Origin of the sequence: Viridibacillus arvi (assembly GCF_001274945.1) — a bacterium.
GTDB lineage: Bacteria > Bacillota > Bacilli > Bacillales_A > Planococcaceae > Viridibacillus > Viridibacillus arvi.
The window spans coordinates 234085-257445 of record NZ_LILB01000007.1 but is presented as its reverse complement, the minus strand read 5'-3'; the positions used below and the strand labels follow the sequence as shown (position 1 = coordinate 257445).

The window sequence follows — 23361 nt, the reverse complement described above, 5'->3', positions numbered from 1 at the left end:
TTCCCTCCTTCTTTATTGTTCAATAATGAACGAAAATTACATTTCGAATAATTCGATTTCGTTGCCAGCAACTAATTTAACAATTGCTTTACGGCGTTTGTTTGTGTAACCACCGAATTTACCAACGCGTTTGTATTTACCTTTGTAGTTCATGATGTTTACTTTCTCAACTTTAACACCAAAGATAGATTCAACTGCATCTTTAACTTCAGTTTTGTTGGCACGAGTGTCAACTTCAAATGTATATTTGTTTTCTGCCATTAGTTCTGAAGAACGCTCAGTAATGACAGGACGTTTTAAAATATCACGTGCTTCCATTAACCAAGCACCTCCTCAACTTTTTCTACAGCAGCTTTAGTGAAAACTACTTTTTCATGACCTAATAGATCAAGAACGTTAATACCAGCAGCTGGTACAACAGTAACGCCTTGGATGTTACGAGCAGATAATGCTACGTTTTCATCTAAATTAGCAGTTACGAATAATGCTTTAGATTCGATTGAAAGATCTTTAAGAACTTTTACGAAATCTTTAGTTTTTGGTGCGTCTAGTTTAAGAGCATCTAGTACTAAGAAATTAGTTTCTAATACTTTAGCAGATAGAGCTGATTTAAGAGCTAAACGACGTACTTTTTTCGGTAGTTTGTAGCTATAGCTACGAGGTACTGGACCGAATACTACACCACCGCCACGCCATTGTGGAGAGCGAATAGAACCTTGACGAGCACGTCCTGTTCCTTTTTGCTTCCATGGTTTACGACCACCGCCAGCAACTTCAGAACGGTTTTTTACTTTATGGTTACCTTGACGTAATGAAGCGCGTTGAGCGATTACTGCGTCGAATAACACGTTTTGGTTTGGTTCGATTCCGAAGATTGCATCGTTTAATTCGATTTCACCAACAGAAGAACCCGTTTGACTAAGCAAAGATACTTTTGTCATTCCTGTTTCCTCCTTTCTTCGGTAAGTTAGTTAGCTTTAATAGCAGCTTTTACTGTTACTAATGCTTTACGAGAACCAGGAACATTACCTTTAATAAGTAGTAAGTTGCGTTCAACGTCAACTTTTACAATTTCTAAGTTTTGGATTGTAACAACTCCGCCACCCATTTGACCAGGTAATTTCTTTTGTTTAAATACGCGGTTCGGAGCAACTGGACCCATTGAACCAGGACGACGGTGGTAACGAGAACCGTGGGCCATAGGACCACGAGATTGTCCGTGGCGTTTAATAACACCTTGGAAACCTTTACCCTTAGTAACACCTGTTACATCTACTACATCGCCTTCTGCGAAAATTTCAACTTTGACTTCTTGACCAACCTCGTACTCAGCTAAGTTTACATCGCGGATTTCGCGGATGAAGCGCTTAGGAGCAGTGCTTGCTTTAGCTACGTGTCCTTTTTCAGGTTTGTTAGAAAGCTTTTCGCGCTTATCTTCGAAACCGATTTGGATTGCTTCGTAACCATCTGTATCAACTGATTTCTTTTGAAGTACTACGTTTGGAGTAGCTTCAACAACAGTTACAGGGATTAAATCACCGTTCTCAGCAAAAACTTGCGTCATACCGATTTTTCTACCTAAGATTCCTTTGGTCATTTGTCACACCTCCTGTGATTATTGTTTTTCTATTTTCATTTTTACCATTAAAGTTTGATTTCAATATCAACGCCAGATGGTAAATCAAGTTTCATTAACGCGTCAACAGTTTGTGGTGTTGGGTTAACGATATCGATCAGACGTTTATGAGTACGCATCTCGAATTGCTCACGAGAATCTTTGTACTTATGCACGGCACGCAGAATTGTGTACACCGATTTTTCAGTTGGAAGTGGAATCGGACCTGATACACTTGCACCTGAACGTTTAGCAGTTTCCACAATTTTCTCAGCAGATTGATCAAGAATTCTATGATCATATGCTTTCAAACGGATACGGATCTTTTGTTTTGCCATTATTTTCCCTCCTTTTCGCCTATTTCCTAGACATTCTCCACGGAAATTTCTCCGTCACACGCGCCATGGCAATGCGGCCGGGTGTGTCGGCAACCTCCCGCTTCATCGCAGTCGAAGACCAACATTTGATATTATACACATAAAAAAAAGAATAAGCAAGTGTTTTTGCTAAACTCTTTTCAATGTCTTGTTTATTCTATGTTATCTTCATCTTTTGCTCTTCAGCAGATTCCAAGTATATAAAAAATACAGCTATATTGCAAACTATATGTAATAAAAAAAAGGATGCAATTCAACTTGAATTGCACCTTACTATTATAAGAAGAATACACAAGCAATCCAGCCAAAAATAATGAGTGGAATATTTACGAAGATAAACGTCGGAACACATGTATCCCAAATATGATTATGCTGTCCGTCAACGTTCAATCCGGCTGTTGGCCCTAGAGTCGTATCAGAAGCTGGCGATCCAGCGTCTCCAAGAGCACCCGCTGTCCCAATCAAACACATAATTGCTAATGGGCTTAACCCTAGTCCTACAGACAAAGGAACAAAAAGTGTTGCAATGATTGGAATTGTCGCAAAGGATGAACCAATTCCCATCGTAACGATTAAACCTATTATTAGCATAGCAAATACAGCTAAACTCGTATTTCCTTTGAATATACTTAATGAACTGTTGATTAGACTATCTATATCTCCTGTTGCATTTATAACAGATGCAAAACCGTTTGCCGCAATCATAACAAATCCGATAAATGACATCATGCGCATACCATCTGTTAAAACTTCATCTGCTTCTCTCCATTTTAATGCCCCAGTTACGTACATAACTGTAATACCTGCAAATGCACCAACTATCATAGAATCAGTTGCAATCTGTGTATAGAGCGCTGCAATTAATGCAATGATAGTTGAAATAATTACTTTTTTGCTAACCTTTAGTTCTATAGAAGAAGTTTCAACACCCACTTCTTCGTAGCGTCGTGGTTTACGATAAAAGAATAATGCAACAACTAAACCAATAAGCATGCCTAACACCGGAATAGCCATTGCCATTGGAACATCACTTACGGATACATTCATACCAGCCTTTGTTACTTGAGTTGCTATAATCTCTTGGAAAATAGAACCGAATCCTGAAGGTACAAAGCTATACGTGCCCACTAAACCAACTGCAATAATTGTTGAGATAATTCGGCGATCTACTTCAAGCATATTTAGGATTTTCAAAATTGGCGGAATCAATAATGGAATAAATGCTATATGAATCGGAATCAAGTTTTGAGAGAATACGGCCATTGCAAAAATTAAAAAGAAGATTAAAGCCTTCACTAATCCTTGTTTATTATTTTCACCATTTTTATTTAAAAGTTTCAGAATCGAAGCAATCATTAATTCTGGAATTCCGGTTTTTGAAATGGCGATTGCAAAACCGCCTAATAAACCGTAACTCAAAGCTATTGTCGCTCCTGCTCCTAACCCTTCTGTAAATGTTTCTACAGTTTTAGAAATTCCCATACCACTTGTAAGGCCCCCTGCAAATGCACCTAATACAAGTGAAAGTACAACATTTATACGTAATAGACTTAATATTAGCATGACAGCTATCGCTATTATTACTGCATTCATATTTCACACTTCACTTTCATACTCTAGTTCTCTAGTTCGATAAAGTAATTATAAATAGATTAATTATTAATGTCAATAAAAAAATCCCACGTAAAATAATACTCTACGTGGGTTTGTTCTGTAATTATAAACTTTCATTTACAACTTTGCGGTAATACGTAACGGACAACAATGCAAATACCGAATAAAGTAATGCGTAAATACTCATTGTCAGGATTAATGGTGTTGTTAGCTCTGTACCAAATAGCATCCACCCTGATTTAACAGCAAAATAACTGTGTAATAACCCGATCAGAAGTGGTACACCAAAGTTAAAAGTTTGTTTCATATATATCCCCTTCATAATCTCTGACTTGGTAAAGCCGATTTTACGAAGAACCGTATAAGACTCTCTTTCATCTTCTGCATCGGACATTTGCTTAAAGTATAAAACACTACCTGTTGCCAGTAAGAATGCTAAGCCGAGGAATGCTGTAATGAAAATGACATTACCCCATAATTCTAATGCATCAGTTTTATTACCTTCCTGAGTCCATGCGAAAAATTGTTTTTCTTTCCCTTTTGTATCCTTTGTGGTGAATTTTCCACCATTGGTTGTCTTTATATATATTCCTTGAACCTTCTCCAAATCTTTTTCTTCAAATGAGTAACCTTCTTGCTCGTACCAAATGGAGTTCTTCTGAATTTTCGGTTCTGTTGCTAACTTATCGAAATATCTGTCTGTAACAACGATAGCTGCACTGCCATATGAAAGTTGACTTGTAATAATCCCCCTCTTTTCAAGTCCAATCATTTTTAGTTTTGATTTACCTTCTGTTGTATGCACAGTCATAGACTTACCAACTTCTAGAGGCATTAATTCTGCAAGCATACCGCTATATCCCACTAGATAGGCTTCTCCCTCTTTTAAACTAGCTTCAGGGTAGATTTTCTTCATATCGCTTAACTTTGTCACTATAGAATCAAGTCGTATATTTTCTTTAATATCACTTGATATTGGTTTCTTCATCAAGCTTGAAATATCAATATCTACATTCAACAAAGCAAACTCATATTTTTTAAAGTTTATATTTTCTTTTTGAAGTTGTTCTTCAAACGTTTTATTTTGTTCATTTAATGTAATGACGTCAAAAGGTACAGCTTGCTTTGCACTCGCACCCGCTGAATAGTACGCAATATAAGATAATGACATAATAGCTAAAGCAACCGCAGTCATTACTGTAATCAGTGTTAAAGACTTCGCATTCCCTTTCATACGATGCATAATAGGCGTTAATGCCAATACGTCAGTTAATGATAAATGCCCTTTCTTTCCTTTACGAATTATATTCATAATTAAAGATACTGAAAAACGGAAAACGAAGAAAGTCCCTATAATAGTTGAAGCCAATATTACAATCATCTTTATTACTAACTGATTAATAGTGGCAGAATCAAAATCAAATAAATGTGTTGATTTATAATATCCAAAGGTAATTAACACTAAGCCTATTAGACCTAATAACATTTGAAACAATCCAAAACGTTTCACACGCGTATCACCTTTTTTACTTGCAGAAAACAAATCAAGTAACGTTGAACGACGAATCACGAAAATAGTTTGAATAGTTATTACTACTAATAGAATTAAGAAAACAACAAGTGTTTGAAAAAGTGCCTGTGAAGAAAATGCGATTTCCACAAGAGCCTCTTTAGCAATTAGCTTCAATAGAATCATCGCAAATACCCGTGATGTTAAAAAACCGATACTAACCCCTACAGCTGTTGCACCAGTCCACAATAGCATATTTTCAAGTGCTAATAGACGTACAACAGTGCCCTTCGACATCCCAATCAATTGATATAAACCGATTTCTTTACTTCTGCGCTTCATAAAAAGATGGTTAGCGTAAATCACAAAAAACGTCACAATGAATACTAACATCACTGAAGCAGCTTTAAATCCCGCTGCACCTGTAGTACTTTCTTTTGTCATTTCTAAAATACTCGGGTTAAATTGCAAAGTCACAAATGAAAAGTACAATGTCACACTAAATATCAGAGCAAAAAAGTATAAATAATAATGTGTAATATTCTTTTTCATACTTCGGAGTACGAGTTGACTAATCGTCATAACCGTCACCGCCTAAAATACCTTGCGTATTCATAATTTCTTGGAAGAACATTTTACGGTTTTTTTCACCTTTATAAAGCTCTGTATAGAGTTGACCATCTTTCAAGAATAACACTCGGCTACAAAAACTCGCTGCTACTGGATCGTGGGTAACCATCATAATTGTCACCTTTTGCTTCTCATTAATAGTAGATAAGTTTTCTAGAAGAGCGGTAGCTGATTTTGAATCTAACGCTCCTGTTGGCTCATCCCCAAATACGATAGATGGATTCGAAATAAGTGCACGTGCTGCAGATGTCCTTTGTTTTTGTCCACCTGAGATCTCATTTGGATATTTATTAGCTAATTCACGTATATCTAATAAATCCGTTAGTGTATTGAAACGACTTTCAGCTTCAGATTTTGATACTTTACTAATAGATAGCGGTAGTAATATATTCTCTTTCACAGTTAATGTATCTAATAAGTTATAGTCTTGAAATATAAAACCTAACTGTTCCCGGCGAAACTTCGATAATTCCTTCTCTTTCATCTTCCTTAAATCATTACCACCAATTTCTATAACACCTTCAGTCGCATTGTCAATCGAACATAGAACATTTAACAAAGTTGTCTTTCCAGAACCTGATGGACCCATAATACCAACAAATTCTCCTTCATTAACCTCTATATCAATACCTTTCAAGACTTCTTGAGCAGCTAATTTACGTCCATAAACTTTTTTAACTTTACGTGCTTTTAAAATAGCCAATACAATTCCTCCCTCTCGCTTATATGACCATTCTATATAATTTCAAAAAAAGAATCGTTTGATTAACATGACAAACAAAAAGAGTAGGTGACATTTTCGTCATCTACTCATGATTTTAACGAATTCATTTTTCAAAGGAAAACGTAAGGAAAAGACTGTTCCTATTTTCTCTTCAGACTGTACAAATATTTGGATACCTAATTTTGATGCTGCATTTTTGGCCAAATATAACCCCATTCCAGTTGAAGCAGTTTGATGCCGACCAATTTTACCCGTAAAAGACTTATTAAAAATGCGTGGCAAGTCAGCCTGGCTAATCCCTATACCCGAGTCTTTAATATATAAATATACATGACCGTCTGAATCCTTTGATGAATATACCTGTATATCTGAATTATCATTACTATATTTGACTGCATTAGAAAGTAATTGACGAATAATAAAGGATGTCCATTTTTGATCAGTTAGTACTTCAGCATCGAGATTCTCAATATCAAAGCCAATACCTTTTTCAATACACCATGTTTGCAAATTCTTAATCTCTCTCAGTATTGTTGGCCTAATTGATATCATTTCCATCCTGTTGTCATTCTCTATTGTAGAAAGTCTAATATGATGTAGTTCCTGATCAAGTAGCAAATGGATTCTTAACCATTCAATTTCAAGGCGCTTCTTAAAAGTAGTGTCCTCTAAGGAGTCAATCATAAGCTTCATTGCAGTTAAAGGCGTTTTCACTTCATGAATCCATCCTAATGCTCTATCCTGATCTTCTGAAAACTCAACATGTACATCGTTAATTTGTTCCCGTCTCTTTACTTCAACATTTTCAATAGCTTTAAAAAATACCCCTTCAAAACTCGATAACTTTTCTGAAGGAGCAGGTAGAACACTCTCTATATCTAAATCATTCCCCAGGAAATGTTTCAGTCTACGAATTGATTTGGTCTCTTTTATATATCGCCATATTAAAAAAAGAATAAATACAACTACATTAGTTAAATTAAGATAAACTGCAGATACATTAGATAATCCTACATCTAAGAAAAGAACTAAATTTAACCACAGCTGAACGGCTATAAAAAAAAGAATCCACGACTTTCTTTCCTTAAGAAACATTAAAAGCATTACAAATTAGACCTCCTTAGTAATAGCCATATAGCCTAGTCCTTTTTTTGTAAGAATAACTTCTTCCAATCCAATTTCTTCAAGCTTCAAGCGTAAACGATTCATATTCACTGATAACGTATTATCATTAACAAAGCGTTCATCATCCCATAGCTTTCTCATTAATTCATCACGAGATACAATCTGATTTAAATGTTCTATTAAAACCCTTAAAATAAATAATTCATTTTTAGTTAATTCAACTAAGCAGTCTTCTTTAGTAATGGTACCTCTTGAATAATCAATGGTAGCCCCATTCCATAATGCAGTATGTAGTCTTTCTTGTTTATAATCGTATGTTCTCCGTACAATGGCTTGTACTTTAGCCAATAGTACATCCATATTAAATGGTTTTTGTATAAAATCATCTGCGCCCATTTGCATAGCCATAACTTGATCCATAGGATGATCTCGTGAAGACAAAAAGATAATCGGCACTTTTGAAATATGCCGAATCTCGCGACACCAGTGGAAACCATCGAATGCAGGTAACTGAATATCAATAATAACTAGTTGTGGAGTTTCATTATGAAAGCATTCCATCACTTTTTGGAAATCTGTAGGTTTTGTAACTTCCATAGACCACTGACTGAATCGTTCTCGAATAATTTCAAAAATAGCTCGATCATCTTCGATAATAAAAACTTTCATCATACATTCACCCTCTCATACTATATTGTACAAGAAATAGAGCAAATAAAAAAAGCTTTCTCCAGTAAAAGGGAAAACTTTAATGCATTTATAAATAAAAAACCATCTCGTCGTCACGAGATGGTTTTAAAAAAAGTAATAGAAATTACTTAGTGATTGAAGCTACAACGCCAGCGCCTACAGTACGTCCACCCTCACGGATAGAGAACTTAGTACCTTCTTCAAGAGCGATAGGAGAGATCAAAGAAACAGTCATTTCGATGTTATCTCCAGGCATAACCATTTCTACGCCTTCAGGAAGATTACAAACACCAGTTACGTCAGTTGTACGGAAGTAGAACTGAGGACGGTAGTTTGAGAAGAATGGAGTATGACGTCCACCCTCTTCTTTAGAAAGAACATAAACTTCAGCTTTGAAGTCTGTGTGTGGAGTGATTGAACCTGGCTTAGCAAGTACTTGTCCACGTTGGATATCTTCACGAGCTACACCACGAAGAAGAGCACCAATGTTGTCTCCAGCTTCAGCGTAGTCTAATAATTTACGGAACATTTCAACACCTGTTACAGTTGTTTGTTTAGCTTCTTCAGCAATACCAACGATGTCTACAACGTCGCCGACTTTAACTTGACCACGTTCAACACGGCCAGTTGCAACTGTACCACGACCTGTGATAGAGAATACATCCTCTACTGGCATCATGAATGGTTTGTCAGTTTGACGTTCTGGAGTTGGGATATAAGAATCAACAGCGTCCATTAATTCAACGATTTTTTCTTCCCATTCTGCTTCGCCTTCAAGAGCTTTAAGAGCAGAACCTTTAATTACAGGAAGGTCATCGCCTGGGAAATCATATTCAGATAATAGGTCACGAACTTCCATTTCTACTAATTCAAGTAGTTCTTCGTCGTCAACCATATCACATTTGTTCATGAATACTACTAGGTATGGAACACCTACTTGACGAGATAAAAGGATGTGTTCACGAGTTTGTGGCATTGGACCATCAGCAGCAGATACTACTAAGATACCGCCATCCATTTGAGCAGCACCAGTGATCATGTTTTTAACATAATCGGCGTGTCCTGGGCAGTCTACGTGAGCGTAGTGACGAGTATCAGTTTCGTATTCTACGTGAGAAGTATTGATTGTGATACCACGTTCTTTTTCTTCTGGAGCGTTGTCGATATCAGCGTATGATTTAGCTTCGCCACCCATTTTTTTAGAAAGAACTGTAGCGATTGCAGCAGTTAAAGTTGTTTTACCATGGTCAACGTGTCCGATTGTACCAATGTTAGCATGCGTTTTAGAACGGTCAAATTTTTCTTTAGCCATTAGAAAATGCCTCCTCAATAATGTTTATAATTTTAGTTTTATAGTCATATATTTCAGAGAATAGGGCCCTATCCTCTTCCATATATAGCATACAAGTTATTTATACTTTAATTAGAGTGAAAATTCAACTTAGAAATTATTCACCTTTATTTTTTTTAACGATTTCGGCAGCAATTGATTTTGGCACTTCTTCATAATGATCAAATGTCATAGAGAATACACCGCGACCTTGTGTACCAGAACGTAAAGTTGTAGCATATCCGAACATTTCAGATAGTGGCACCATTGCACGAACAACTTGAGAGTTACCGCGAGCATCCATACCCTCAACGCGTCCGCGACGAGCAGTAATGTTACCCATGATATCACCAAGATATTCTTCTGGAATTACAACTTCAACTTTCATCATTGGTTCTAAGATAACAGCGTTACATTGTTTCGCAGCTTCTTTAAGAGCCATAGATGCAGCAATTTTGAACGCCATCTCATTCGAGTCAACGTCATGGTAAGAACCGAATACTAATTTCGCTTTAATGTCGATTAATGGGTATCCAGCAACTACACCGCGGTCAAGAGAGTCACGAAGACCCTGTTCTACTGCAGGAATGTATTCACGAGGTACTACACCACCAACGATAGCGTTTTCGAATTCAAAGCCTTTACCTTCTTCATTTGGAGAGAACTCAATCGTAACATCTCCATATTGTCCACGACCACCAGATTGGCGAGTGAATTTACCTTGAACTTTTGCAGAGCTACGGAATGTTTCACGGTAAGATACCATTGGAGCACCTACGTTAGCTTCTACTTTGAATTCACGGCGCATACGGTCAACTAAGATATCAAGGTGAAGCTCACCCATACCAGAGATGATTGTTTGACCAGTTTCAGTGTCAGTGTGAGCACGGAAAGTTGGATCTTCTTCTTGTAGTTTTTGTAAAGCTTGACCCATTTTATCTTGGTCTGCTTTAGATTTTGGTTCTACAGAAAGTGAGATTACTGGCTCAGGGAATTCCATTGATTCAAGAATAACTAGGTTTTTCTCGTCACATAGAGTATCACCAGTAGTAGTATCTTTAAGACCTACTGCTGCTGCGATGTCCCCAGCATACACTTTAGAGATTTCTTCACGAGAGTTAGCGTGCATTTGTAGGATACGACCTACGCGTTCACGTTTACCTTTAGAAGAGTTTTGTACGTATGAACCTGAATCTAATGTTCCAGAGTACACACGGAAGAAAGTTAATTTACCTACGAATGGATCAGTCATAACTTTGAATGCAAGAGCTGAGAATGGCTCTTCATCAGAAGGATGACGTTCTAATTCTACTTCACCATCAATATCTGTACCTTTGATTGCTGGTACATCTAATGGAGATGGTAAGTAATCGATAACTGCATTTAACATAGGGCGTACGCCTTTGTGTTTGAATGCTGTACCACAGATTACTGGGTAAAATTCTACTGCGATCGTAGCACGACGGATAGCCGCTTTAAGTTCAGCAACAGTAATTTCTTCGCCTTCTAAATATTTTTCCATGATTTCTTCATCAACACTTGCAACAGCATCGATTAATTTCTCACGGTATTCTTCAGCTAGTTCGCGGTGTTCTTCAGGAATTTCTCCTTCAGTTACTGCTGTACCTTTTTCGTCGCCGTAGAAAGTAGCTTTCATTTCAACTAAGTCAATGATTGCAGAGAATTGATCTTCAGCGCCGATTGGTAATTGAACAGGATGAGCGTTTGCTTGTAAACGTTCATGAAGAGTTCCTACAGAATATAAGAAATCCGCTCCTGTTTTATCCATTTTGTTAATGAATACAATACGTGGAACACCGTATGTTGTAGCTTGACGCCATACAGTTTCAGTTTGAGGCTCAACACCAGATTGAGCATCAAGTACTGTTACAGCACCGTCAAGTACGCGTAATGAACGTTCTACTTCTACAGTGAAGTCTACGTGTCCAGGAGTATCGATGATATTTACACGGTGGCCTTCCCATTGGGCTGTTGTCGCAGCAGAAGTGATTGTAATACCACGTTCTTGCTCTTGCTCCATCCAGTCCATTTGAGAAGCACCTTCATGAGTTTCACCGATTTTGTGAATCTTACCAGTGTAATAAAGGATACGCTCAGTTGTTGTTGTTTTACCAGCATCAATGTGAGCCATGATCCCAATATTACGAGTATTCTCAAGTGAGAATTCGCGTTTCATAGGAAATTTCTCCTTCCATATTGGGGGTTAAGCCGATTTTATATTACCAACGGTAGTGAGCAAATGCTTTATTTGCTTCTGCCATTTTGTGCATATCTTCACGTTTTTTAACTGACGCACCAGTGTTGTTAGAAGCATCTAGAATTTCGTTAGCTAGACGTTCTTCCATAGTTTTTTCGCCACGAAGACGAGAGTAGTTTACTAGGTAACGAAGACCAAGAGTTGTACGACGTTCTGGACGTACTTCTACTGGTACTTGATAGTTAGTACCACCTACACGGCGAGCACGAACTTCAAGAACTGGCATTACATTGTTTAATGCAGCTTCAAATACTTCGATTGGATTATTACCAGAACGTTCTTTAACTAATTCGAACGCACCGTATAAAATCTTTTGAGAAGTACCTCTTTTACCATCTACCATCATTTTATTGATTAAACGAGTTACTAGTTTTGAATTATAAATTGGATCTGGTAACACGTCACGTTTGGAAACAGGACCTTTACGAGGCATGTGTTTTCCTCCTTTCGATTAGAGCTTAATTTTAATTATTTTTTTTCTTTTGGTTTTTTAGCACCATATAGAGAACGAGATTGCATACGGCCAGATACTGCAGCAGTATCAAGCGCACCACGAACGATGTGATAACGTACACCTGGTAAGTCTTTTACACGACCTCCACGGATAAGTACAACACTGTGTTCTTGTAAGTTGTGGCCTTCACCAGGAATATAAGCGTTAACCTCGATTTGGTTTGTTAAACGTACACGAGCGTATTTACGTAACGCTGAGTTAGGTTTTTTAGGTGTCATTGTACCAACACGTGTACATACACCGCGTTTTTGTGGTGAGTTAACATCAGTTAAAGCTTTTTGGAAGCTGTTATAACTTTTGTTTAACGCAGGTGAGTTTGATTTCTTGCTTTTGGATTGGCGAGGCTTACGTAATAATTGGTTAATTGTAGGCATCGGTTTTTCCTCCCTTCATATCTTCAGTTTAAATCCACACATCCAGGTGGTTCATTTTTAGGTAAAAAACAAAGTCTTTGTGTATCATACACAAAAACCATCATTCAGTAATTGCAACAACTGCAGCACCTACTTGAATTCCGCAGGCTCTACCAAGTTCTTTTTTCGAGTCTACAAATACAATGGGAATACCATTTTTTTGTGCTAATTGCACCGCATGCGTGGTAATTCGATCATCTGCATTTAGAGCAACGAAAATTTCAGTAACATGACCAGTACACATTGCTTTTACTGCTTGCTTAGTACCGATGATTGTTTTTTTAGCCTTTTTGACTTTTTCATAAGACATTTGCATATCCTCCGAAATGATAGACAATCAACTATCAACCTAAAATATATTATCACTCAATGTATTTATTGTCAATTAAAATCATAAAAATTCCGAGAAGAAGGGAAAACCGCTTCCTCCCGGATCATTTTATTATTCAGCTAAAGCTGGTTCAGCATCTTCAATTTCGCTGTCCTCAATTTTGATTTGGCGATATCGTTGCATACCTGTACCAGCAGGAACAAGTTTACCTAAGATTACATTTTCTTTCAGACCTAGTAGTTCATCACGCTTACCTTTAATAGCTGCATCCGTTAACACACGAGTTGTTTCTTGGAATGATGCTGCAGATAGGAATGATTCAGTTTCAAGAGATGCTTTAGTAATACCAAGGATAAGAGGACGACATGTTGCTGGAAGTTTTCCATTTAACAACGCCTCTGCATTGGCTTCAGAGAATTGGTGAATATCAAGTAGTGAACCAGGAAGTACATCTGTTTCACCAGCTTCAATTACACGCACTTTACGAAGCATTTGGCGAACCATTACTTCGATATGTTTGTCTCCAATTTCTACACCTTGCATACGATATACTTTTTGAACTTCTTTCAATAAGTATTCTTGAACTGTTGCTACATCAGTTACTTTAATCAATTCTTTTGGATCGATAGAACCTTCAGTAAGCGTTTGTCCGTGGTGAACTTGATCGTTTACTTGTACTATAATACGACCATTGTACGGAGCCAAATATTTACGAGTTTCTACTGTACCTTGAATTGTAATTTCTTTTTGACCTTCGCGAATCTCGTCAATGTCAACTACAGTACCTGCGATTTCCGTAATAACCGCTTGACCTTTAGGGTTACGCGCTTCGAAAATCTCTTGGATACGTGGAAGACCTTGTGTAATATCGCTACTTGCTACCCCACCTGTATGGAAAGTACGCATTGTTAACTGTGTACCTGGCTCACCAATAGATTGAGCTGCGATAATACCTACTGCTTCGCCGACTTCAACTTTATCACCAGTTGCTAAGTTCATGCCGTAACATTTTTTACATACACCATGTTTAGTGTTACATGTAAATGCTGAGCGGATTGTTACTTCTTCAATTCCTGCTTCAATTACTTTACGAGCTAGTTCTGGTGTTACTAATGCATTTCTTTCAACCATAACTTCATTTGTTTCTGGATGACGAATTGTTTTCTTAACATAACGGCCAAGAATACGCTCTTCAAGAGCTTCGATTACTTCTGTGCCCTCTTTTAATGAACCTATTGTTAAACCACGGTCAGTTCCACAATCATCTTCGCGGACAATAACATCTTGTGCTACGTCAACTAGACGACGAGTAAGGTAACCTGAATCGGCCGTTTTAAGTGCTGTATCGGTAAGACCTTTACGAGCACCATGGGTAGAGATGAAGTATTCCAATACTGTTAAACCTTCACGGAATGAAGACTTGATTGGAAGTTCGATAATACGACCAGCTGGATTGGCCATAAGACCACGCATACCAGCAAGTTGAGTAAAGTTAGATGCGTTACCACGGGCACCAGAGTCACTCATCATGAAGATAGGGTTAAAGCTATCTAATGACTTCATAAGTTTCTCTTGGATTACGTCTTTCGCTGCACTCCAATAAGAGATTACACGATCGTAACGTTCTTCTTCAGTAATCAAACCACGACGGAACTGTTTCAATACTTTATCAACTTTTTCTTGAGCCTCTTCAAGAATCTCTTGTTTGTCAGGTAGTACTAGGATATCTGAGATACCGATTGTAATACCAGCTTTAGTTGCATATTTGAACCCAAGATCTTTCAGACGGTCAAGCATTTTAGAAGTTTCAGTAATGTGGAAGTTAGCAAATACTTCAGCAATAACTTTACCTAAATAGCTCTTCGTAAACGGCTTAACTGGATCAACTTCTGATAAATATTTCTTAATATCTGTATTTGTAGGAACAAAATATTTAGCTGGTGTTTCAACTTGTAAGTTAGTTATTGTTGGTTCATTAATGTACGGGAATGATTCTGGTAAAATTTCATTAAATATTACCTTACCAACTGACGTTAATAACAACTTGCTATTTTGTTCTTCTGTAAATGTTTGGTTATTCAATGATGAAGCTTTAATAGCGATACGTGTATGCAAGTGGACTTCATGGTTTTCATAAGCAACAATTAATTCCTCAGGACCATAAAATACAGCGCCTTCGCCTCGAGCACCTTTACGTTCAAGAGTAAGGTAGTAGTTACCTAGTACCATATCTTGTGATGGTGTAACAACAGGTTTACCATCTTTAGGGTTCAAGATATTTTGAGCTGCAAGCATTAATAAACGTGCTTCCGCTTGTGCTTCTGCTGATAAAGGAACGTGAACCGCCATTTGGTCACCATCAAAGTCAGCGTTATATGCTGTACATACTAATGGGTGAAGACGGATCGCTTTCCCTTCAACTAAAGTTGGTTCGAAAGCTTGAATACCAAGTCTGTGAAGAGTCGGTGCACGGTTAAGTAATACTGGGTGTTCTCGGATTATATCTTCTAATACATCCCATACTTCGTAGTGCATACGTTCAATTTTACGTTTTGCCGATTTAATGTTGTGTGCAAGACCACGTTCAACAAGTTCTTTCATAACGAAAGGTTTAAACAATTCGATTGCCATTTCTTTCGGTAAACCACATTGATACATTTTCAAGCTAGGTCCTACAACAATTACAGAACGACCTGAATAGTCAACACGTTTACCAAGTAAGTTTTGACGGAAACGACCTTGTTTACCTTTTAACATATGAGAAAGAGATTTTAATGGACGGTTACCTGGACCAGTTACTGGACGGCCACGACGACCATTATCGATTAAAGCATCTACTGCTTCTTGAAGCATACGTTTTTCGTTTTGAACGATAATACCAGGTGCTCCAAGATCAAGAAGACGTTTTAAACGGTTGTTACGGTTAATAACTCGACGATATAAATCATTCAAGTCACTTGTTGCAAAACGACCACCATCTAATTGCACCATTGGACGAAGCTCAGGTGGAATAACAGGTAGTACATCTAAAATCATCCAATCTGGACGGTTACCAGAATGACGGAATGACTCAACAACTTCTAAACGTTTAATTGCACGAGTACGGCGTTGACCTTGTGCAGTTTTAAGTTCTTCTTTTAAAGATTCTGTTTCTTTATCAAGATCGATTTCTTGTAAAAGACGTTTAATTGCTTCAGCGCCCATTGCAGCTTGGAATGTATTGCCGTATTTTTCACGATACGCGCGATATTCTTTTTCTGAAAGCAATTGTTTTTTCTCAAGTGCAGTATCGCCAGGCTCTACTACAACATAAGAAGCGAAGTAGATTACTTCTTCTAATGCACGTGGAGACATATCTAAAATAAGCCCCATACGGCTTGGAATTCCTTTGAAATACCAAATGTGTGAGACTGGAGCAGCTAATTCAATATGACCCATGCGCTCACGACGTACTTTTGCACGTGTTACTTCAACTCCACAACGATCACAAACTACACCTTTATAGCGTACACGTTTGTACTTACCGCAGTGACATTCCCAGTCCTTTGTAGGTCCGAAAATTCGTTCACAGAACAAACCATCTTTTTCTGGTTTGAGTGTACGATAGTTAATAGTTTCTGGTTTTTTTACTTCTCCATAAGACCATGAGCGGATTTTATCAGGTGAAGCTAAACCAATTTTCATATACTCAAAATTATTAACGTCTATCAAGGAGCCTACCTCCCTTTAGTATGAAGTCTTTTCGACTTTATTCTTAGCTCGACGATTGATTTAATGATAATTGGAAAGCTGGACAAGCCCTAGTGGACCTGCCAGCCTTTCAATTATTAGTTATTTATAATTATTCAACAGATCCTACTGGTGCTTCTTCATCAGCGCTCGGTAAGATATTAAGCGCGTCTGCTGGTTGAAGATCTTCATCTTCATCCATGTCACGAAGCTCAATTTCTTCGTCGTCAATTGTTAGCATTTTCACATCTAAACCTAAACTTTGAAGTTCTTTAATTAATACTTTAAATGATTCAGGAACGCCTGGTTCTGGAACACTTTCACCTTTAACAATTGCTTCGTATGTTTTCACACGACCTACAACGTCATCGGATTTAACTGTCAAGATTTCTTGAAGAGTATAAGCAGCGCCATAAGCCTCAAGAGCCCAAACTTCCATCTCACCGAAACGTTGTCCACCGAATTGAGCTTTACCACCCAATGGTTGTTGCGTTACTAATGAGTATGGTCCTGTTGAACGTGCGTGAAGTTTATCATCAACCATGTGAGCAAGTTTGATCATGTACATGACACCAACAGATACTCGGTTATCAAAAGGTTCACCTGAACGTCCATCATAAAGAATTGTTTTACCATCACGGTTCATGCCCGCTTCTTCCATTGTTTCCCAAACATCTTCTTCATTGGCACCATCAAATACTGGTGTTGCCATGTGAACGCCTAAGTAGCGAGCTGCCATACCTAAATGTAGCTCTAATACTTGACCGATGTTCATACGTGATGGTACACCAAGTGGGTTTAACATGATATCAATTGGTGTGCCGTCTGGAAGGAATGGCATATCTTCTTCTGGAAGAATACGAGAAATTACACCCTTGTTACCATGACGTCCGGCCATTTTATCCCCTACGCGAATTTTACGTTTTTGAACGATATATGCGCGTACAAGTTGGTTAACGCCTGGAGGCAATTCGTCGCCATCTTCACGATTGAAGACTTTAACGTCAAGAACAATACCGCCTGCACCATGAGGAACACGTAGCGACGTATCACGTACTTCACGTGCTTTTTCACCGAAGATTGCATGTAATAAGCGTTCTTCAGCTGTCAATTCAGTTACACCTTTAGGAGTTACTTTACCTACAAGGATATCTCCGTCATGAACTTCAGCACCAATACGGATGATTCCACGTTCGTCAAGATTGCGTAATGCTTCTTCACCAACATTCGGAATATCACGAGTGATTTCTTCAGGTCCTAATTTAGTATCACGAGCTTCTGATTCATATTCTTCAATATGAACAGATGTGTAAACGTCATCTTTAACAAGACGTTCACTCATGATTACGGCATCTTCATAGTTATAACCGTTCCAAGTCATGAAGCCAACTACAACGTTACGACCAAGTGCTAGCTCGCCACATTCCATTGAAGGACCATCAGCAAGAATATCACGTGGGTTTACGCGGTCGCCAACTTTAACAATTGGACGTTGGTTATAACTTGTACCTTGGTTAGAACGAATGAATTTCTGTAATTTATATTTAGTTAAGTCGCCTTTTACTTCTTTGCCGTCAATTTCTTCAATACGACGAACGTGAATAGAGCGAGCTTCAACATGTTCAACGATACCTGGATATTTTGCAACTACTGCAGCACCAGAATCACGTGCATCTACGTGTTCCATACCAGTACCAACGAATGGCGCTTCTGGATTTAATAATGGAACAGCTTGACGTTGCATGTTCGCTCCCATTAGAGCACGGTTAGAGTCATCGTTTTCTAAGAAAGGAATACATGCTGTCGCAGCAGAAACAACTTGTTTTGGTGATACGTCCATATAGTCAACGTTTTCACGTTTGAAGATAGTGTTATCACCACGGAAACGACCTACAACTTCTTCTTTAGCAAATGAACCATCTGGATTTAAGATTGAATTCGCTTGTGCCACTACGTAGTTGTCTTCTTCGTCAGCAGTTAAATAGTCGATATGACCAGTAACTCGACTTGTTTCAGGATCAACGCGACGGTAAGGTGTTTCGATGAAGCCAAATTTATTCACTTTCGCGAAACTTGAAAGTGAGTTAATTAAACCAATGTTCGGACCCTCAGGAGTCTCAATTGGACACATACGACCATAGTGAGAGTAGTGAACGTCACGTACTTCAAAACCAGCACGTTCACGAGTTAAACCACCAGGTCCTAAAGCTGATAGACGACGTTTGTGCGTTAATTCAGCTAATGGGTTTGTTTGGTCCATGAATTGAGATAATTGAGAACTACCAAAGAATTCCTTGATAGAAGCAATTACAGGACGAATATTGATTAATTGTTGTGGAACAATAGATTGTGTATCGTTAATCGACATACGTTCACGTACAACACGTTCCATACGAGATAAACCGATACGGAATTGATTTTGTAACAATTCACCTACAGAACGTAAGCGACGATTACCTAAATGATCGATATCATCTGTGTTACCAACACCATATAATAAGTTAAAGAAGTAAGATACAGATGCAATAACGTCAGCAGGAGTGATATTTTTCACTTCTTCTTCTACGTAAGCATTACTGATTACTTTAATTTCTTTTTGCGCTTCATCATTAGGTGCAAAGATTTTAATTTCTTGAATTAAAACATCGCCTTCTAAAACGCCTGCAACTTTAGACATTGTTTGGAAGCCAATGCCTTTTTCTAGATGTGGTATTAAGCGATCCAGTACACGACGATCGATTAAAGTTCCAGCTTCAACTAAAATTTCACCTGTTTCAGGATCAACTAGTGTCTCTGCCACTGTTTGATTGAATAGACGATTTTTAATATCCAGCTTTTTGTTCATTTTATAACGACCAACATTAGCTAAATCATAGCGTTTTGGGTCAAAGAAACGTGAGTACAAGAGGTTTTTAGCGCTTTCTACTGTAGGTGGTTCACCTGGACGTAGACGTTCGTAAATTTCCAACAACGCTTTCTCTGTACTTTCAGTGTTATCTTTTTCTAAAGTATTACGTAAATATTCGTTATCACCAATAAGTTCGATGATTTCTTGGTCTGAAGCAAAACCTAAAGCACGTAAAAGTACTGTTACAGGTAATTTACGTGTACGGTCGATACGAACATAGACAACATCTTTTGCGTCTGTTTCGTACTCTAACCATGCTCCACGGTTAGGAATCACTGTTGCGCCGAAACCTTTTTTACCGTTTTTATCTGTTTTATCGTGATAGTATACACTTGGTGATCTTACTAATTGTGAAACGATAACGCGTTCTGCGCCGTTGATAACGAAAGTGCCAGTTTCAGTCATAAGTGGGAAGTCACCCATAAATACTTCTTGTTCCTTCACTTCGTCTGTTTCTTTGTTGTGTAAACGTACTTTTACACGTAATGGTGCAGCGTAAGTAACATCGCGTTCTTTACATTCATCGACATCATATTTCGGTTCTCCGAGACTGTAGTCGACGAATTCAAGTGAAAGATTCCCTGTAAAGTCTTCAATCGGTGAAATATCGCGGAACATTTCACGTAAACCTTCTTCAAGAAACCACTCGTTAGATGCGGTTTGAATCTCAATTAGATTCGGAAGTTCCAGCACCTCATTAATACGCGCAAAGCTTCTACGCTGGCGGTGTTGTCCGTACTGAACTAGTTGACCTGTCAACTCATTCACCCCTCAATAAAGCGATAATAGGTCTTTGCGAAATCATACAAATGGTGTATGATATCGAAAGACAAAAAGAAAACGAGTTCGTTAAAGAGCTCATTTTCGATTAACCAAACATAACTTTGAAAAGTCTAACCATATTGATATAGTTTTTATACAAAAGGACAGACCTATTCAAATTAATATTTTTGCATTTTATTATAATATCACAGCTAATTTGTCAAGTCAATCTATAAACTTTAACAGATTATTTTTTGGCCTTGATAATCCAATAGCCTTTTTTCTTCTCTACGACTGTTACTTCAGTAAATTTCTCTTCCAAATGCGCAATAGTCGATGGAGCACCTTGCTTCTTCTGAATAACTATCCACAACTCACCGTTATCCACAAGTTTTTCAAAAGCTTGATCATAAAAACGGAAGATTGTATCTTTTCCCGCTCGGATCGGAGGATTTGTCATAACGGCAGCGACTTGTTCTTCTTGAACAGCAGAAAGTCCATCACTCTCAAAAATCTGCACATTTTGTACCCCGTTCACCTCAGCGTTTTTCTTCGCTAATGCAACCGCACGTTCGTTAACATCCATCATATGAATGACTCGTTCAGGATAATTTTTTGCAATAGACAAGCCAATTGGACCATAGCCACAACCCACATCCAAAATACACCCTTCAACATCAGGCAATTCAAAACTATCAATTAACACACGGGAGCCAAAATCTACTTCGCTTTTACTAAAAACCCCTGCATCTGTTTCAAATACAAAAGAAAATCCTCGAAGAGTGAATTTCCATTTACTCGGATTACTTCCGACTTGAGGTTTTTTCGAATAATAATGTTCTGACAAAAAAATGCCCTCCATCACGTAAAATGAAGAAAAAGCTCGTCAGAATTGACGAGCTTTTTTCAAATAGAAAGTAGAAATTATTTAACTTCTACGCTAGCGCCAACTTCTTCAAGTTTAGCTTTGATTTCTTCAGCGTCAGCTGCAGAAACGCCTTCTTTAATAGCTTTAGGAGCGTTATCTACTACTTCTTTAGCTTCTTTTAAGCCAAGACCAGTGATTTCACGTACCACTTTGATTACTTTAATTTTTGATTCGCCTGCAGAAGCAAGAACTACATCAAATTCAGTTTTTTCTTCTACTGCAGCAGCAGCACCACCAGCAGCAGCTACAGGAGCAGCAGCAGTAACACCGAATTCGTCTTCGATTGCTTTTACTAAATCGTTTAATTCAAGAACTGTCATAGCTTTGATAGCTTCTAAGATTTGTTCATTGTTCATTATAATTTCCTCCTATACGGAATATTAGTTTTGTTTTGGCATATTATGCCGAGAAGATTAAGCTACGCTTAAAATTAAGCGCCTTGCTCTTCTTTTTGTTCTGCAACAGCTTTTGTTGCAAGAGCGAAATTGCGTACTGGTGCTTGAAGCACAGATAATAGCATAGAAAGTAGACCTTCGCGTGATGGAAGTTCTGCCAATGCTTTAACATCTTCAGCAGATGCAAATGTACCTTCGATAAGACCAGCTTTAATTTCAAGTTGTTCGTTAGCTTTTGCGAAATCGTTAATGATTTTAGCAGGAGCAATTACATCTTCAGTTGAGAATGCGATTGCGTTTGGACCTGTAAGGAATTCATTAAGTTCTTCTTGTTCAACTTCTACAGTAGCACGGCGAACTAAAGTATTTTTGTATACTTTGAATTCAACACCAGCTTCGCGAAGTTGTTTACGTAGTTCTGTTACTTGAGCAACAGAAAGACCACGATAGTCAACAACTACTACGGATGCAGCGCTTTTGAACTTGTCAGCGATTTCTTGAACGACAGCTTGTTTAGCTTCAACTGCTTTGTTCATTTTGACACCTCCTATAAGAATGGGTCATTTATACCAACAAAAGAAAAGCCTCCTGTCTATGTAGACAAAGAGGCGGAAAGTCATCATCTTAAATAAGAGTCTGAGTTCCTTTGTCCTCGGTAGGTTGATTAAGCAATTCCTTGCCCCTACGGTCTACGGTACAAATGGATGATTCACAACGTTGTACATCATATCAAAATATGATGTCGTTTGTCAATCAAAAATTATTTTGCAGCAACTGAAGTAGAAGCATCAACTTTGATTGATGGTCCCATTGTAGTTGTTACGTGTACTGATTTCATGTAAGTACCTTTAGCTGCAGCAGGCTTAGCTTTAATAATTACATCAACTAGAGTTGATAAGTTTTCAGCTAATTTGTCAGCTTCGAATGAAGCTTTACCGATTGGAGCGTGAACGATACCAGCTTTATCAGCACGGTATTCAACTTTACCAGCTTTGATTTCAGCGATTGCTTTAGCAACGTCGAAAGTAACTGTTCCAGTTTTAGGGTTTGGCATTAAGCCTTTTGGTCCTAATACGCGACCTAATTTACCAACTTCACCCATCATGTCAGGAGTTGCAACGATTACATCGAAGTCAAACCATCCTTGTTGGATTTTAGCGATATATTCAGCATCACCAGCGAAGTCTGCACCAGCTGCTTCAGCTTCTTTAAGTTTTTCGCCTTTAGCGAAAACTAATACGCGTTGAGTTTTACCAGTTCCGTTTGGAAGTACTACTGCTCCACGGATTTGTTGGTCATTTTTACGTGTATCAATATTTAAGTTAAATGCTACTTCAACAGTTGCGTCAAAGTTAACAGTGCTTGTTTTTTTAGCCAATTCAACTGCTTCTTGTACAGAATACACTTGAGTACGGTCTACTAATTTAGCTGCATCTTGTAGTTTTTTACCTTTTTTAGCCATTATAAATTTCCTCCTTGATTGTGGTT

At 38.0% G+C, this 23361-nt stretch carries 20 protein-coding genes and 1 other annotated feature; all 20 genes read right to left on the bottom strand.

From position 1 onward, the window contains the following. Positions 1–36: 36 nt before the first annotated feature. The gene (gene rplW / locus AMD00_RS18680; protein WP_038179071.1) at positions 37–318 is read right to left on the bottom strand and encodes a 50S ribosomal protein L23; all 282 of its coding nucleotides are present in this window, start codon (positions 316–318) and stop codon (positions 37–39) included. After that, a complete protein-coding gene (gene rplD / locus AMD00_RS18675; protein WP_038179069.1) occupies positions 318–941 on the bottom strand; it encodes a 50S ribosomal protein L4 in 624 nt (207 codons plus the stop codon). The genes rplW and rplD overlap by 1 nt, the downstream gene beginning before the upstream one ends. Positions 942–967: 26 nt before the next feature. Continuing rightward, complete coding sequence (gene rplC / locus AMD00_RS18670; RefSeq protein ID WP_053418543.1) at positions 968–1597, bottom strand: 50S ribosomal protein L3; 630 nt, start codon at positions 1595–1597, stop codon at positions 968–970. Positions 1598–1644: 47 nt separating this feature from the next. Next, positions 1645–1953, bottom strand: coding sequence for a 30S ribosomal protein S10 (rpsJ, locus tag AMD00_RS18665; protein ID WP_004233624.1), 309 nt, complete (start codon positions 1951–1953; stop codon positions 1645–1647). 315 nt (positions 1954–2268) lie between these two features. After that, positions 2269–3585, bottom strand: coding sequence for a Na+/H+ antiporter family protein (locus AMD00_RS18660; RefSeq protein ID WP_053418542.1), 1317 nt, complete (start codon positions 3583–3585; stop codon positions 2269–2271). 124 nt (positions 3586–3709) lie between these two features. Next, the gene (locus AMD00_RS18655; RefSeq protein ID WP_053418541.1) at positions 3710–5698 is read right to left on the bottom strand and encodes an FtsX-like permease family protein; all 1989 of its coding nucleotides are present in this window, start codon (positions 5696–5698) and stop codon (positions 3710–3712) included. Then, on the bottom strand, positions 5688–6449 hold the full coding sequence (locus tag AMD00_RS18650) for an ABC transporter ATP-binding protein (protein ID WP_053418540.1): 762 nt from the start codon (positions 6447–6449) through the stop codon (positions 5688–5690). Before AMD00_RS18650 ends, AMD00_RS18655 begins: the two co-directional genes overlap by 11 nt. A 99-nt stretch (positions 6450–6548) precedes the next feature. Further along, positions 6549–7574 carry a sensor histidine kinase gene (locus tag AMD00_RS18645; protein WP_053418539.1) on the bottom strand — a complete coding sequence of 342 codons (1026 nt, stop codon included), beginning with the start codon at positions 7572–7574 and terminating at the stop codon, positions 6549–6551. 6 nt (positions 7575–7580) lie between these two features. Then, positions 7581–8264: a response regulator transcription factor gene (locus AMD00_RS18640; RefSeq protein ID WP_053418586.1), complete on the bottom strand. Its 684-nt coding sequence runs from the start codon at positions 8262–8264 to the stop codon at positions 7581–7583. A gap of 145 nt (positions 8265–8409) precedes the next feature. Continuing rightward, positions 8410–9597, bottom strand: a complete 1188-nt coding sequence (gene tuf / locus AMD00_RS18635; protein WP_038179057.1) for an elongation factor Tu — start codon at positions 9595–9597, stop codon at positions 8410–8412. Between the two features lie 136 nt (positions 9598–9733). Beyond that, positions 9734–11812 carry an elongation factor G gene (gene fusA / locus AMD00_RS18630; protein WP_053418538.1) on the bottom strand — a complete coding sequence of 693 codons (2079 nt, stop codon included), beginning with the start codon at positions 11810–11812 and terminating at the stop codon, positions 9734–9736. Between the two features lie 43 nt (positions 11813–11855). After that, the gene (gene rpsG / locus AMD00_RS18625; protein ID WP_038179053.1) at positions 11856–12326 is read right to left on the bottom strand and encodes a 30S ribosomal protein S7; all 471 of its coding nucleotides are present in this window, start codon (positions 12324–12326) and stop codon (positions 11856–11858) included. 35 nt (positions 12327–12361) lie between these two features. Next, positions 12362–12781, bottom strand: coding sequence for a 30S ribosomal protein S12 (gene rpsL / locus AMD00_RS18620; protein ID WP_053418537.1), 420 nt, complete (start codon positions 12779–12781; stop codon positions 12362–12364). Between the two features lie 100 nt (positions 12782–12881). Then, the gene (locus tag AMD00_RS18615) at positions 12882–13130 is read right to left on the bottom strand and encodes a ribosomal L7Ae/L30e/S12e/Gadd45 family protein (protein ID WP_053418536.1); all 249 of its coding nucleotides are present in this window, start codon (positions 13128–13130) and stop codon (positions 12882–12884) included. A 132-nt stretch (positions 13131–13262) separates the two neighbouring features. After that, on the bottom strand, positions 13263–16862 hold the full coding sequence (gene rpoC, locus AMD00_RS18610; protein WP_053418535.1) for a DNA-directed RNA polymerase subunit beta': 3600 nt from the start codon (positions 16860–16862) through the stop codon (positions 13263–13265). A 130-nt stretch (positions 16863–16992) separates the two neighbouring features. Then, the gene (rpoB, locus tag AMD00_RS18605; protein ID WP_193738002.1) at positions 16993–20556 is read right to left on the bottom strand and encodes a DNA-directed RNA polymerase subunit beta; all 3564 of its coding nucleotides are present in this window, start codon (positions 20554–20556) and stop codon (positions 16993–16995) included. Between the two features lie 241 nt (positions 20557–20797). Then, the gene (locus AMD00_RS18600) at positions 20798–21397 is read right to left on the bottom strand and encodes a class I SAM-dependent methyltransferase (protein ID WP_053418533.1); all 600 of its coding nucleotides are present in this window, start codon (positions 21395–21397) and stop codon (positions 20798–20800) included. A gap of 77 nt (positions 21398–21474) precedes the next feature. Continuing rightward, complete coding sequence (gene rplL, locus AMD00_RS18595) at positions 21475–21834, bottom strand: 50S ribosomal protein L7/L12 (RefSeq protein ID WP_053418532.1); 360 nt, start codon at positions 21832–21834, stop codon at positions 21475–21477. A gap of 74 nt (positions 21835–21908) precedes the next feature. Beyond that, positions 21909–22409, bottom strand: a complete 501-nt coding sequence (rplJ, locus tag AMD00_RS18590; RefSeq protein WP_038179033.1) for a 50S ribosomal protein L10 — start codon at positions 22407–22409, stop codon at positions 21909–21911. A gap of 32 nt (positions 22410–22441) precedes the next feature. Continuing rightward, positions 22442–22586, bottom strand: a sequence feature (ribosomal protein L10 leader region). A 47-nt stretch (positions 22587–22633) separates the two neighbouring features. Continuing rightward, complete coding sequence (gene rplA, locus AMD00_RS18585; protein ID WP_053418531.1) at positions 22634–23335, bottom strand: 50S ribosomal protein L1; 702 nt, start codon at positions 23333–23335, stop codon at positions 22634–22636. Positions 23336–23361 lie beyond the last annotated feature (26 nt).